The sequence below is a fragment of the uncultured Cedecea sp. genome (assembly GCF_947498825.1).
Taxonomy (GTDB): domain Bacteria; phylum Pseudomonadota; class Gammaproteobacteria; order Enterobacterales; family Enterobacteriaceae; genus JGM124.
The window spans coordinates 34533-48046 of record NZ_CANMLV010000006.1; the positions used below are offsets into that span (position 1 = coordinate 34533).

Below are 13514 nucleotides of genomic sequence, written 5' to 3' on the forward strand. Positions count from 1 at the left end.
GGCTCTGTTGATTAAACTTTATTCAGCAGATCGCTATAGTGACGAGGTGCCTGATACCACTGAATAAACTGCTCAAGTGGGAGAGGGTGGCAGAAATAATACCCCTGAAGATAGTTTACCCCATGATCGATTAACCATCTTGCCTGTTCAGTTGTCTCTACACCTTCTGCAACCGTTTTTATATCAAGGCGATGGGCTATCGTCAGTATTGCATCCAGTACTGGTGAAGTCGCCGTCGCGACGCAGATAGAATTAATAAATCCCTTGTCTATTTTTAAATAATCTATGGTAAAACGTTCCAGATAGATTAATGCACTATTGCCTGTTCCAAAATCGTCAACAGAGATAAAAAATCCTTGCTGGTGTAACCAGCTAAATATATCGGTCGCTTCTTTTTCCTGAAGCATACCGCGCTCTGTAATTTCAAAAACTATTTGAAAATGATTCTGTGGCAATGCAGCGGCCAGCGTCAGAATATCGGCTTTAAAGCTTGAAGAGTAAAGATGGCTGGGAGATAAGTTGAGAGCCAGCTTTGTTCCGACCGGCAAAATTGTCTTTAGCTTGTGGATATCTTGTGCCACCAGACTGAACAGGTGACGGGTCAGCGGAACAATCAGCTGTTGAGCTTCGGCAGCATTGATAAACACATCCGGAGGAATAAGACCTGCTGTCGGGTGTTTCCAGCGCATCAGAACCTCAAAACCATCTGCATTTAATGTGGTTGAATTCATTGCCGGCTGATAGGCCAAATAAAACTGATTCTGCTTAATTCCAACCAGGATTTTATGTTCCAGCCGTCTGTGTACTGTCAAAATATAAGCGCCAAATGACCCCACCAGGACGCCGAAAATGACGCTGGCGAGTGCGGATAGCTGGAGATCTTCCGCAGGCAGAAGGGAGCCAAAAATATAGAGCTTAACTGGATAGCCAGGCACCTGTGCGATACGAACAGGATCGTCAGGAAGCTGGTCAGTGTTCACAATATGATTATTATTCGATGTCAGCGCTTTATCCCCTATGACCAAAGCGACAGAGGAGATATTTTGTTGGTTCGCACTAAACAGTAAATAGGGCGTAAGATTGATACTGATTGTGGCGTAAATACCGCTATTTTCAGCACCGGGCGAGCGAAACCAAGCCCCGATTATCGAGTTGTTATGCATCTTCAACGTTTCAGGCATGATAACGAAATCGACATCTTTGCTATCGTTAAGGCCGGGAGCCAGTTCCTTTAACGGCATTAACATATTGCCTGTCGCAGAAGAACAAAACGCGATACTGTCGCGCACCAAAATAAAGGTACGGATATTTATTTGGAAGGCTGCACGTGAGGTTAATTCCCAGTTACCATTGCGACAGTTGGCATGAAACAGAGGCTGAAGATCATAGGTTGTGTTTTGCAGGTGGCTAAAAAAAGTCTGCAAATAGCTGCTCATATTTTGAGCGAGGACATTATAGCCTGAATCACGTTTATTATATTGGATAAAACTGAAAATCCCGCCGAAAAATAGTGCGGCAATCAGCCCAATAACGATGCCCAGACTGGTTATCTGCTTAGTGGATAGATAATTGTCAGAGAATAGTGTTCTAGGCATGAAAGTATCAATCCCACATACGTAAGTGAGCCCTGTCAGACAATGCTCTGACTTTAACGCATAAAATCATTGTTGTTCTCATTTTCTTTCTGGCAAAGAGGCCCGAGCCGCCATTTAGTAATATAGCGAATACGGCAGATTGCAGGCATAAAAAAACGCTGCAAGGCAGCGTTTTTTTATTCTGGCTAACTGTTTGAATGACGACCAAGGGAATAATCGTCAAAACAGATAGCGGTGCATGCATCATTAACTGCTGCTACTCAGTACCCGACGAGCTTGGTTGTAGCGCTTATTCCAGTAAGGTTCATCCATATTTGAAATCATAACGCCGTTACTGGTAGAGGCGTGGACAAACTGGTTATTGCCGATATAAATACCCACATGACGCCCCGTAGAACCTGAACGGAATAACACTAAGTCACCCATTGCTAATTTATTACGGGAAATCGACTTTCCTGAACTTTGTTGTTCAGACGTTGAGCGCGGCAAAGTTAAACCAAATTGTTCTTGAAAAGTACGCTGCACAAAGGCGGAGCAGTCAATGCCATTACGGCTACTGCCACCAAGACGGTAACGCACGCCTTTCCAGCTAGCATATTGATCCATAAGACGTGATTTCACATCAACGTTACGAACCATCTCTTCAAATTCATCCTGAGAAGCTTGCAGTAAAAAACTGTTTTTACTGTCAACTGCATGCGTCTCAGAATGCATATTATTCGCTGTGTTAGTTGTACTACATGCGGAAAGTAAAGCTGCCACCGCAACTGCAGGAATCGCCCGCAGGATATATCTCAAAATAGGCTGAGACTTGACCATGTTATGTGTTTTCCCTTGCTGTCCTTAACGACAAATCGTTAGTAAAATGATGACCGTATGAGACTAGATACCTGTTAGCGACGAGACAATTTTTTCTTTAGAAAATTGCGATCTCGCGCATATTTTTTTAATAGCAGGTATAAAAGCGCATAATTTGAAACTTTTCTGAGGTTACCTTATCAATTAATGCGATGCGAGGTTTTTATTCCTAAAAGCGTAAGAAAATTTGACGATAGTCAAAAAAGGCATAAATCGGATAAGTTCCCAGCGGCGAATACTTTTTTTCAGCCATCAAGTGTTAGGATTTGTAAATCAATACAACGACTAAGGTTCTTGGTCGTTTTCCGGGATTGTTCAAAAAAACGGTATTTTTTTAATCAGTTTTCAGATGGCATCCCGGGAACGTGAAGGATTAAGGTAAACGCAGTTTTAATAATGCAGACTGTAAGGTATTCCAGTCGCTGAGTGCATCATTAATCAGTTCTATGCGACTATCAGGAGGCGGAACGGATTGCGTTTCGATATGGAAATCGCTTCCCTGACGATTGATACGGACAAGCCCTTCAGGAATACGTAAGACACCTTTAACACGCCCGACCGGGGCTAGCCTTGCCCATTCCAGCAGCCCAATGGTATCAAACTGGGTCTCTGCATCGAAAATCCAGCCACAGGCGAAATAGCCTTGCCCGCTGTTAATATTTCGTCGCCAGCGCTGATGTTCCGGCAAACTGAGTGCGGCAAGTCCTTGCTGGGGCTTCGGCGAATGGGTGTGCTCATGGCTGGCTGGCAATATACGTTGATTCTGGCGTGGTTCATCCAGAAGAGTGCCAGATATCTCCCCCTGTTCAGTAAAAAACACCTGACGATTTGCCTTCTCTTGCCCCAGCCAGGAGTCCAGAGCGGCAAGGCTTTCTGTATCTGCATTATCTTGTTTGTTGGCAATAATGATATCTGCGGCGGCTAACTGATCGCGGAAATTTTGATTGCCGGACACTTTGGGATCTAATAACTGGCGGGGATCGAGTAAACAGAGCGTTGCCTTTAAATCAATCCACGGCTGATAAACATCCGCAGTTAACAGGTCAAGGATCTGTTTTGGATGACCGAGTCCGGTAGGTTCGATAAGTAAACGGTCAGGTTTGCCTTGGCGTAGCAAGGTATTCAGCCCGACTTGCATTGGCAAACCATTGACACAGCACATGCAACCACCGGGAATTTCTTTAAGCAATGCGCCACTGTCTGCCAGCAACGCACCGTCAATACCCACCTCACCAAATTCATTAACCAGCACCGCCCAGACCTCATCCTTTGGCTTATTCGCCAGTAAATGAAGAATCGTGGTCGTTTTTCCACTTCCGAGAAAGCCGGTAATCAGGTTTGTTTTGGTCATGAGAACTCCGAAGTCTTCTTAAGGAGGGAAAGTGCAGTCTGATGGTGTCTGTCCGCAATAGCAGAGAACAAAAAGAGAAGGGGGCAAACTGCGGGAATCGCCGGACAGAACAAAATGATTGTCACCTGTCAGAAGAGTGCTGACTGACAGGTGACTTATCAGAATAACTATTAGTCAGCGCGGCCCATAGAGCGCTTTTCAGCGATATGAATACGAATACGCTCTCCGCTCACCATATATTCCGGTACCTGGATAACCAGCCCCGTAGACAGTGTGGCGGGTTTGGTACGAGAGCTGGCTGAGGCTCCTTTGATACCTGGCGCAGTTTCAATAATCTCTAAATCGACAGTCTGCGGCAGTTCCAGCGCTAACAGTTGGCCATCCCAGGTCAGCACTTGCATATCAGGCATGCCACCTTCAGGAATAAACTGCAACTCGTCTTCTATTTGGTCTTTGGTGAAGATATACGGAGTGTAATCTTCTTTATCCATAAATACATATTCGTTGCCGTCAATATAAGAGAAATCGACGAAGCGACGGGTCAGGGTGATGGTTTCAACAATATCATCGCCTTTAAAACGCTCTTCAACTTTCTGTCCGGTACGCACATCATTGAAACGCATTTTATAGAGTGTTGCAGCACCACGCGCACTGGGTGACTGAACATCAATATCTTTAACTATTAGCAGCTTACCATCATAATTGAGTACCATGCCGCGTTTGATTTCGTTCGCTCTGGCCATCGATATATCCTGTCAAAAAAGGGAGGGGCTAAAATATTGCGTAAAATTACTCGCGTGAGGCGATTGAGGCAAGCGGATTTCATCGCCAAGAGTGTGAATAAAGCAGAAAAGGGCATATCTTTATTGTCAGTGGGTTGTTAGAGTGCGGGCAGTTATCCTGAAGCAGTGGAGATGTGTTGATGGACTGTCGTCCGGACTGTGGCGCTTGCTGTGTGGCACCCTCAATTTCGACCCCGATCCCCGGTATGCCTGAAGGTAAACCGGCTAACACCCGTTGCATTCAGCTTTCTGAACAAAATCGCTGCCTGATTTTTGGCTCGCCTTTACGCCCGGCGGTTTGTGGCGGATTGCAGGCAGCTTACGATATGTGCGGTGATAACCGTCATCAGGCAATGACTTATCTTATCCATCTTGAAGCAGCAACAGCCCCTTAAACATCTTTGATGCGCAACAGGCAATACACAGCCGTTATGACCATACCTAATGCCAGATAAAAAACGCTGTGATAGCTCCAGATTTCAGCGACGGTTCCTGCCAGCGAGCCGGCCATTATCCAACCTACCCGAACAGTATTAGTATAAAGCGTCGTTGCTGAACCCGCTTGTCCGGGCATCAGATCCTGAAAATAAATCATGCCGATACCCGCCAGAATGCCAATAAATATCGCATTGCATAATTGCAGGATGAGTAACAGTATTTCACTCGTTATGGTGAGCATTCCGATGAAAAACAGTGCGCCTGCCAGAATCGCAAGTTGCATCAGTCTCTTTTTACCAAATCGTTTGGCGTAGTAACCTGCAATCAGCATCACGGGAATTTCCAGACCCGCTGCGGTACCCATCATTATCCCGGCCAGCCTATCCGGAAGATTGAGTTCATTAATAATATACAGCGGCATATTAATCAGATACAGGCTGTGGCATCCCCACATCATCGAACAGGCAACAAACAGTAACAGCGTATCGCGGCGGTGGCGACGCGGGGCTTCCAGAGGGGCTTCGCCGCTGACAGTGACGGCGACTTTCGGCATTGAAGGCAGTTTCCAGCGGACGATAAGGCCGCAGATAATAAAAGTGACAGCGGCCCCCAAGTACATGACATCGAAGCCGAAATTAAGAGCCAGAGCAAAGGCAAGTGGCGGACCAATAACCCAGGCCAGGGAGATTTGAGCACGTAACACAGAGCTAAACATGACGGCTTCACGCCCAGTTTTATCCGCATGTTCACGCGCCAGGGCAAAGACTTGTGGTGTAGCTGTCGAGCCAAAGCTGCTCAGAAAAACACCCACAAACAAGAGAATAAAGTAGTTGCGGTTCCAGGCGAACAGCAGGCAGGCCAGTGCGCCGAGAATACAACAGAAAAGAATCAATGATTTGCGATCGCCCCGACTGTCAGAATGCCGGGCCAGGTATTGACTGACCAGAATGCCGATTATCGCACTACCGGTAAAGAAGAACCCCACCATAACAGGGCGAACCTGGACTTCATCGGTTAAAAACAGACTGAGAGTCGGCGTTTGCAGGGCACTGGCGATACCCGCCAGAAATGCAATCGCCAGAAAGGCCAGGGAGGTTGAGTCTGCTGTCTTACGCAGGGAGGTCAGGAGCGTTTGCATACAATCCGGCTATAGATAAAAAGGGCCTGCGAAGTGTACTGATCTGAGGGCAAAATAAACAGCATTCACCGACAAAAACTAATGAAATAGCCTAAATAGTTAACTGCATGAAAATGCGTAAAATAAATAACTGGTTTGCAATTAAAAACGTCTGATAAATGTCGATTTGTCAGAAGGATCAAATACCTCCTTAACGTCATCACTTTTCATAACCCCCCTTGAGTTTGTATCTGTCATTATTTGACCATTAAAAGTGTAAGGATATAATGAATTCAAAATAAATACATTGGGCTATAATTTCTGGATACCCGAAAGACAAACTCAATGTTACCTCGGCATGGAGGCAGTATGGACTTGTCGCCACATCAGCAGGATGCAATGCCTTCCAGGGCTGCAAAGCGTCTGTGTGATCGTCTTTTCACATTAGTCAGTTCACCACCAGACCAACACAGCGGACTCACCGTCCCTGCTTATCGACACATTCTCTGGTATTGCGGCGTAAGACCCGACCTAACAGGATGGCGTAGTTTTCTGACAGTGTTCCTCACATTATTGGGCCTGATGGCGTTAGTGGCCGGAACGGTGTTTTTCATCGCTTGGAACTGGGCCGCTATGCCGAAGATGGTCAAGTTTGCATTAGCCCAATTGTTTATTATCGTACTCGCAATAGTGGTCTGGTGGCGCTGGTATGATGCTGTGGCACGTATGGCATTATTAGCGGCTGGCCTCAGCTTTGGCGGATTGTTTGCGTTGTATGGCCAGGTTTATCAAACCGGAGCAGACAGCTGGGAGTTGTTCTTTACCTGGGCTTGTGTACTGTTTCCTTTAGCCCTGCTGGGACGGCAAAATGCATTGTGGTTCTGTACTTGGGTTATCGCTAACCTGGCCTTCCAGCTTTATTATTTAAGTCAGATCACATTCTTTTTTGATGCTATCGTTTCTTCTTTTTTATCCTGGTTACCGAATTCTATTCTCTATGGCTATCTGATTGTTCAGATTGCCCTTTTGCTGATACGCGAAGCTTTGGCTGAATACGCCGCCAGACATGCATCTGGCAGCTGGTTGGTGAGCCGCTGGTGTTCACGTGTTATGGCCGCTTATCTGCTTCTGACACTGACATCACTGTTTATTAGATCCCTTTGGGAAGACTATCTTCCTGGCTTGATACTGTTTGTCTTGCTGGGAGGCGTCCTGGTGACAGGTTATTTTTACTATCGCTACCGGCGCCCTGACTTATGTATGTTAACGTTTGGCGTGATAAGCCTGATAGCCGTCGGTGATGCATTAATTATACGCTTCATTGCCGTATGGGATATCGGCACACTGTTTATTAGCGGTGTATTAATGGTGTTGTTATTGATTGCCGGTTTTGCACTGCTGCTGTTCTTGCGGCGTAAGCTGCCATCGGCGCAAACGACGAAACAGGTACAGAACGATGAGGCAAGCTTAATACAAGAACTCCGCCAGTCTCAGCTATTAAATGAAGCACAACGGGAGGCACTCGAAAAACACGATTGCTCAACTCATTTACCCTGGTATTTACTCGTTACACTGGTAACCGGTTGCTGGGTTGCCGCATTGATCATTTTGTTTCTGTTATTGCTGTTTCTCTACGTGACCGATCTATTTGATGATCTACTGGGTATTGGTCTGATAGTGCCCTCATTAATTATTGCTGTATTGGCCAGAATGATGTTGCGGACAACCAGCATCGGTAAACAGCATATTGGACTGGCATGGGCGATTGCAGCCACCTGTGGTCTGTGTATTAGTGTCTATTCACTGGTTGAACCCCGGGGCGTTTTTCATGGTTTCGTCGATTCTATCCTGTATTTGCCTGTCATTATTCTGATGGCGATAGCCATGCCCAATCGCCTGTATCGCATTATGGCCGTTGTGGGTTTTGTTTTTCTTTTTCTTCGCCCAGTGGCGTCTATTATCAGTGCCTTTTTATCCACCGGGTTTGCGCAGGGACCTATCGTGTTGCTGGTCGCAGGTATCGTCGCGCTATGGATATGGGGGCTCACTCGCCAGGAACAATACCAGACTGCTACCCGCCAAGAGTGGATGTCCGCTCTACTCTATGGCATACCCATTGGGTTGGGTTTACAGTCTCTCGCCGGTATGCAGTTTGGAATATTGGGTGAGATATTTGGGTCAAATTCTTTCTATAGCGGCTTGTCACAGGGGGCTGGCGTGGGGATAGCGGTGGGACTTATTGGCAGCGCATGTGTTCATGCCCTGGCCTTCAGAACACCGGCTTGTCGTATTTACCTGCCTGCAGCTATGCTCTGTGGAGCGATGGCGATTTTTGCTCCGGGTATTGGTCTGGGATTGATATTTGTATTGGTTGCGCGTTATCAGGGCAGTAAAGGATTATTGGTTTCTGCTGGCTGTTTTCTGATGTGGTATCTCAGTAACTGGTATTATTCTCTTGATGTCACTTTATTGTATAAATCACAGCTACTCTTCATCAGTGGGTTACTACTCCTGAGTCTGGCCTGGGCGGCCAGGCAATGGCTCCCTGCGACATCAGGAGAAACGCATGCAAACTAATCTCGTGCTGAAATGGCTGACAGCAGGAGCGCTCCTGCTGTCGCTCATCTTCGTGAATATCTCTATTTTCCAAAAAGAGCAGATGCTGAAAGAAGGGACTCTCGTGATCCTTGAACTGGCTCCGGTTGACCCGCGTTCACTGATGCAGGGGGATTATATGGTGCTGAACTATTCTCTCGCTCTCAGTTTATATGAGCAGTTTTGGCGTGAAGAACAGACGCATCCCCATAGCACAGGTACGCTTGTTGTTGAACTTGATCAGCAACATCGAGCCATACGGGCACACTTTGCTGAGAAACCCAGTCTGCAATCCCAGGAGGTACTGATGAAATATCGTCTTGTTCGCCACAGACTACAAATCGGTACGCCAAGCTATTTCTTCCAGGAAGGGCAGGCGAAACGGTTTGCGAATGCGCGTTATGGTGAGTTTCGTGTAAGCCCTGATGGTACTGCTCTTTTAACCCATTTATTAGATGAGGAAGGGAAACGCATCGAGCCCTGATTTTTATTCAGTCGGGTAGCAAGGCCTGTAATCAGGCCGTCTCGAATCCTTCATGCTACCCTGCGTTTCCTTGTCTGGATGTTTCTTTCTAATACCTTCCCGTATTGCGCCGTTCCTGTCAGAAAAAACAAATAATCTTTACTCATGTGGACGGATATTTTCAGTCATCGTTCAGGTTCTTGCGCTAACTGTGGATCTTGGCCGAAAAAACCGCTTTGCTGATAAGGCGCCTCTGTTGCTTTAAAAACTTCAGCTGGAGTGTGTTTATTAGCTGAAAATGTGCTGAAGCTCAAAATTATGAGTACAGAAAAGCGAGAACTATTGCGGCGGCAGTCAATCAGATCAAAAATGATTGAAACGTTTCAGCGATCTTCAGATCATCTCCAGCAAGTCCGATGAGGATTTTTTTTAAAGCGTGACTGAATCGATTCAATTCATAGGAGAGGAGCAACATGTTCCAGCTATCTGCCCAGAATATTCATCCCGGTTGTGCCGCCGGTAGTAAAGAAGAGGCTATCCGCATGATTGCCGCTGCACTCGAGCAAGCGGGATACACAGGCGAAGGCTATGTCAACGGCATGCTGGCCCGTGAGCAGCAAACTTCGACCTATTTGGGGAACGGGATTGCAATTCCTCATGGCACGACCGATACCCGCTCCCTGGTACTAAAAACCGGTGTGCAGGTATTTCAGTTTCCGCAGGGTGTGACCTGGGGTGACGGCCAGCAGGCTTATGTGGCTATTGGCATCGCCGCCAGTTCAGATGAACACCTTGGTCTACTGCGTCAGCTGACGCATGTGCTGAGTGATGACAGTATTGCTGAACAGCTGAAATCCGCCACTCAGGCTGAAGAGTTACGCGCCTTGCTGATGGGGGAAACGCAAACCGCAGATCTGCTGCTGGATAACAGTATGCTGACGCTGAATGTGGATACCCAGGATTTAGTCACTCTACAGGCATTAAATGCCGGGCGTCTTAAACAGGCCCAGGCCGTTGATGCGAATTTTGTAAGCCATGTTGTTTCGACTACGCCTGTTTATCTTGGTGCGGGTGTCTGGCTGAACGACAGTGCTGAAGGAAACTTGACCAGCGCGATTGCCGTCAGCCGTCCGGTTGCACGTTTCGACGCTTTCGATAAACCGGTTTCACTGCTGGTGACCGTAGCACAAGTTGATGATAAGCCGCTTCCGGTGCTCAAGCGTCTGGATGCGTTGCTGACAACGAAAGCCGCAGATAAATTAGCCACCGCAGACGCTTCCTTATTACTGATGTTACTGACCTCTGATGATGTTGAGACTGATTCGACCCTAAGCGCTGAGTTCGTGATTAAAAATGAACATGGCCTTCATGCTCGTCCGGGGACGGTTCTGGTGAATACCATCAAGCAGTTCAACTGTGAAGTGACAGTAATAAACCTTGATGGAACAGGAAAACCTGCCAATGGTCGCAGCTTGATGAAAGTGGTGGCATTGGGGGTTAAAAAAGGTCACCGCCTGCGCTTTAGTGCCCAGGGGGAAGAAGCTGAACAAGCGCTGAAGGCTATTGGCGAAGCAATAGCGGCGGGTCTTGGGGAAGGTGCACAATGAGCAGACGTGTTGCAACGATAACGTTAAATCCTGCTTATGATTTAGTGGGTTATTGCGCAGAAATTGAGCGCGGCGAAGTGAATCTGGTGCGTACTACCGGTCTCCATGCGGCGGGTAAAGGTATCAATGTTGCCAAAGTGCTTAAAGATTTAGGTATTGATGTCACGGTTGGCGGCTTCCTCGGTAAAGAGAACCAGGAAGGTTTTCAGCATCTGTTCAGCGACTTGGGCATTGCGAACCGTTTCCAGGTCGTTCAGGGGCGCACTCGCATTAACGTCAAACTGACAGAAAAAGACGGCGAAGTGACGGATCTTAACTTTTCCGGGTTTGAAGTAACGGGTGCCGACTGGGATCGCTTTGTTGCTGACTCTCTGACTTGGCTTGGTCAGTTCGATATGGTTTGCGTGAGTGGAAGCCTGCCTGCGGGAGTTTCACCGGAAGCCTTTACTGAGTGGATGCTACGTCTGCGTAGTCAGTGTCCGTGCATCATTTTTGACAGTAGCCGTGAAGCGCTAGTGGCAGGGCTGAAAGCCGCACCTTGGCTGGTGAAACCTAATCGCCGTGAACTTGAAGTCTGGGCGGGCCGTAAATTACCCGAGCTGAAAGATGTGATTGAAGCCGCTCATGCCCTGCGCGAACAAGGCATTGCGCATGTAGTGATTTCACTCGGAGCGGAAGGCGCCTTGTGGGTCAATGCCTCGGGGGAGTGGATTGCTAAGCCTCCATCTTGTGAAGTCGTCAGTACCGTCGGTGCCGGTGATTCTATGGTGGGTGGACTGATTTATGGTCTTTTGATGCGCGAATCGAGTGAACATACGCTGCGTCTTGCGACCGCTGTAGCGGCTTTGGCTGTGAGTCAAAGTAACGTCGGCATTACTGACAGAACGCAACTGGCTGCAATGATGGCCCGTGTTGAGCTAAAACCCTTTCACTGACAGCAGGAGAAACAGACCATGAAAACGCTGTTAATTATGGCCCCTGATATGGGGCAGGCGAGCGCCTATATTGCCAAGTTACGTCTGAGTGCAGCCGCTTCGAAAGCACAGTTCACTCTGACCGACACGCCCTCAGAGGCTGAGAGTGTTTTAGTGCTGGGAAGTGCCTTCCCGGAAGATGATGCTTTAATCAATAAAAATGTTTTACTCGCGGATATACAGCAAGCTATTGCTGAGCCGGAAGCATTACTGAATAAACTCGCTACTGAGGCTAAACTTTTTGTCGCTCCTGCGGCTGTTGTAAAACAAAGCAGTAGTGCAAAACGTATTGTGGCCGTCACCGCGTGCCCGACCGGTGTGGCTCATACCTTTATGGCGGCTGAAGCGATTACCAACGAAGCGAAAAAACGTGGCTGGTGGGTTAAAGTTGAAACCCGCGGTTCGGTTGGTGCTGGTAATGCGATTACTGCCGAAGAAGTTGCTGCCGCTGATTTGGTTATTGTGGCTGCAGATATCGAAGTTGATCTCGAAAAATTTGCCGGTAAACCGATGTACCGTACCTCGACAGGCCTTGCGCTGAAGAAAACGGCTCAGGAACTGGATAAAGCGGTTGTTGAAGCAGAACCTTACATCGTTAAAGGCAGCTCAAGTTCAGCCTCAACGTCCAGCAGCGGAAAAAAATCACAGACAGGCGCTTATCGTCACCTGCTGACCGGTGTTTCATATATGCTGCCGATGGTGGTTGCAGGTGGTTTGTGTATTGCACTCTCGTTTGCTTTTGGTATCGAAGCATTTAAAGAGCAAGGCACGCTGGCTGCAGCATTGATGCAGATTGGTGGTGGCTCCGCGTTTGCGCTGATGGTGCCGGTACTGGCTGGTTTTATTGCCTTCTCGATTGCTGACCGGCCTGGTCTGACCCCCGGCTTAGTGGGCGGTATGCTGGCAGTAAGCACGGGCTCTGGTTTTATCGGAGGCATTATCGCCGGTTTCCTTGCCGGTTATGTGGCAAGACTTATCAGTTCAAAACTGAAATTACCTTCCAGTATGGAAGCCCTGAAGCCTATCCTGATTATTCCCTTGCTCTCGTCACTGGTTGTGGGCCTGGCAATGATTTATCTGATAGGAACCCCGGTTTCTAAGATCCTCGAAGGACTGACCCACTGGTTGCAAACCATGGGCACTGCGAACGCAGTGCTGTTGGGGGCAATCCTCGGCGGTATGATGTGTACCGATATGGGTGGCCCGGTGAACAAAGCTGCTTATGCTTTCGGTGTTGGCCTGCTCAGTACCCAAACTTATGCGCCTATGGCTGCTATCATGGCTGCGGGTATGGTTCCTCCCCTGGCTCTCGGTCTGGCAACGTTTATTGCACGTAAGAAATTTGCCAAGGCAGAGCAGGAAGGTGGCAAAGCGGCGATAGTGTTAGGTATGTGTTTCATTACCGAAGGGGCAATACCTTTTGCAGCCCGTGACCCGATGCGTGTCTTACCTTGCTGTATCGTTGGCGGGGCTATCACTGGTGCACTGTCTATGGCTGTGGGCGCGAAACTGATGGCACCACATGGCGGATTATTTGTCCTGTTAATTCCAGGTGCGATTACGCCAGTCGTCGGTTACTTGCTCTCCATTATTGCCGGTACTGTGGTTGCTGGAGTTGCGTATGCTTTCCTGAAACGCCCTGACGCTGAGTTAACGTCTAAAACAGTGGCATAATATCGTTGTCTGGCACTCGCTATAACTGAGTGCCAGACAGTTTTAATCCCTCTCCGTATT

At 47.8% G+C, this 13514-nt stretch carries 11 protein-coding genes; 6 read left to right on the plus strand and 5 right to left on the minus strand.

Features of this window, described 5'->3' with window-relative positions; genetic code table 11:
* Window positions 1-11 precede the first annotated feature (11 nt).
* The 4 genes from Q1A40_RS08660 to yeiP form a co-directional block, all read right to left on the minus strand.
* Window positions 12-1595, minus strand: a complete 1584-nt coding sequence (locus Q1A40_RS08660; protein WP_299999293.1) for a cyclic di-GMP phosphodiesterase — start codon at window positions 1593-1595, stop codon at window positions 12-14.
* 246 nt (window positions 1596-1841) lie between these two features.
* The gene (mepS, locus tag Q1A40_RS08665) at window positions 1842-2414 is read right to left on the minus strand and encodes a bifunctional murein DD-endopeptidase/murein LD-carboxypeptidase (RefSeq protein ID WP_299999294.1); all 573 of its coding nucleotides are present in this window, start codon (window positions 2412-2414) and stop codon (window positions 1842-1844) included.
* Between the two features lie 412 nt (window positions 2415-2826).
* Window positions 2827-3804 carry a GTP-binding protein gene (locus Q1A40_RS08670; RefSeq protein ID WP_299999296.1) on the minus strand — a complete coding sequence of 326 codons (978 nt, stop codon included), beginning with the start codon at window positions 3802-3804 and terminating at the stop codon, window positions 2827-2829.
* 170 nt (window positions 3805-3974) lie between these two features.
* A complete protein-coding gene (gene yeiP, locus Q1A40_RS08675) occupies window positions 3975-4547 on the minus strand; it encodes an elongation factor P-like protein YeiP (protein ID WP_299999298.1) in 573 nt (190 codons plus the stop codon).
* A 179-nt stretch (window positions 4548-4726) separates the two neighbouring features.
* Between yeiP and Q1A40_RS08680 the strand changes: the two genes are divergently transcribed.
* The gene (locus Q1A40_RS08680; protein WP_299999300.1) at window positions 4727-4981 is read left to right on the plus strand and encodes a YkgJ family cysteine cluster protein; all 255 of its coding nucleotides are present in this window, start codon (window positions 4727-4729) and stop codon (window positions 4979-4981) included.
* On the opposite strand, the gene Q1A40_RS08685 is transcribed toward Q1A40_RS08680, so the two are convergent.
* Entirely contained in the window at window positions 4978-6162 is a 1185-nt protein-coding gene (locus tag Q1A40_RS08685; RefSeq protein WP_299999301.1) for a sugar efflux transporter, read from the minus strand. The genes Q1A40_RS08680 and Q1A40_RS08685 overlap by 4 nt on opposite strands.
* 348 nt (window positions 6163-6510) lie before the next feature.
* On the opposite strand from Q1A40_RS08685, the gene Q1A40_RS08690 reads away from it, so the two are divergent.
* The 5 genes from Q1A40_RS08690 (at window position 6511) to fruA (ending at window position 13454) form a co-directional block, all read left to right on the plus strand.
* Window positions 6511-8718 (plus strand): DUF4401 domain-containing protein, encoded by a 2208-nt coding sequence (locus Q1A40_RS08690; protein WP_299999303.1) that lies wholly within the window; start codon window positions 6511-6513, stop codon window positions 8716-8718.
* Window positions 8708-9220, plus strand: a complete 513-nt coding sequence (locus Q1A40_RS08695; RefSeq protein ID WP_299999305.1) for a GDYXXLXY domain-containing protein — start codon at window positions 8708-8710, stop codon at window positions 9218-9220. Before Q1A40_RS08690 ends, Q1A40_RS08695 begins: the two co-directional genes overlap by 11 nt.
* Window positions 9221-9672: 452 nt before the next feature.
* On the plus strand, window positions 9673-10806 hold the full coding sequence (gene fruB, locus Q1A40_RS08700) for a fused PTS fructose transporter subunit IIA/HPr protein (RefSeq protein ID WP_299999306.1): 1134 nt from the start codon (window positions 9673-9675) through the stop codon (window positions 10804-10806).
* A complete protein-coding gene (gene fruK / locus Q1A40_RS08705) occupies window positions 10803-11741 on the plus strand; it encodes a 1-phosphofructokinase (protein WP_299999308.1) in 939 nt (312 codons plus the stop codon). Before fruB ends, fruK begins: the two co-directional genes overlap by 4 nt.
* Before the next feature lie 18 nt (window positions 11742-11759).
* Window positions 11760-13454, plus strand: a complete 1695-nt coding sequence (gene fruA, locus Q1A40_RS08710) for a PTS fructose transporter subunit IIBC (RefSeq protein WP_299999310.1) — start codon at window positions 11760-11762, stop codon at window positions 13452-13454.
* Window positions 13455-13514: the final 60 nt, after the last annotated feature.

Excerpts from the sequence above, each read along its gene's own strand:
- Q1A40_RS08660 (WP_299999293.1), bottom strand. The coding sequence starts at position 1,595 with ATGCCTAGAACACTATTCTCTGACAATTATCTATCCACTAAGCAGATA.
- mepS (WP_299999294.1), bottom strand. The coding sequence starts at position 2,414 with ATGGTCAAGTCTCAGCCTATTTTGAGATATATCCTGCGGGCGATTCCT.
- Q1A40_RS08670 (WP_299999296.1), bottom strand. The coding sequence starts at position 3,804 with ATGACCAAAACAAACCTGATTACCGGCTTTCTCGGAAGTGGAAAAACG.
- yeiP (WP_299999298.1), bottom strand. The coding sequence starts at position 4,547 with ATGGCCAGAGCGAACGAAATCAAACGCGGCATGGTACTCAATTATGAT.
- Q1A40_RS08680 (WP_299999300.1), top strand. The coding sequence starts at position 4,727 with ATGGACTGTCGTCCGGACTGTGGCGCTTGCTGTGTGGCACCCTCAATT.
- Q1A40_RS08685 (WP_299999301.1), bottom strand. The coding sequence starts at position 6,162 with ATGCAAACGCTCCTGACCTCCCTGCGTAAGACAGCAGACTCAACCTCC.
- Q1A40_RS08690 (WP_299999303.1), top strand. The coding sequence starts at position 6,511 with ATGGACTTGTCGCCACATCAGCAGGATGCAATGCCTTCCAGGGCTGCA.
- Q1A40_RS08695 (WP_299999305.1), top strand. The coding sequence starts at position 8,708 with ATGCAAACTAATCTCGTGCTGAAATGGCTGACAGCAGGAGCGCTCCTG.
- fruB (WP_299999306.1), top strand. The coding sequence starts at position 9,673 with ATGTTCCAGCTATCTGCCCAGAATATTCATCCCGGTTGTGCCGCCGGT.
- fruK (WP_299999308.1), top strand. The coding sequence starts at position 10,803 with ATGAGCAGACGTGTTGCAACGATAACGTTAAATCCTGCTTATGATTTA.
- fruA (WP_299999310.1), top strand. The coding sequence starts at position 11,760 with ATGAAAACGCTGTTAATTATGGCCCCTGATATGGGGCAGGCGAGCGCC.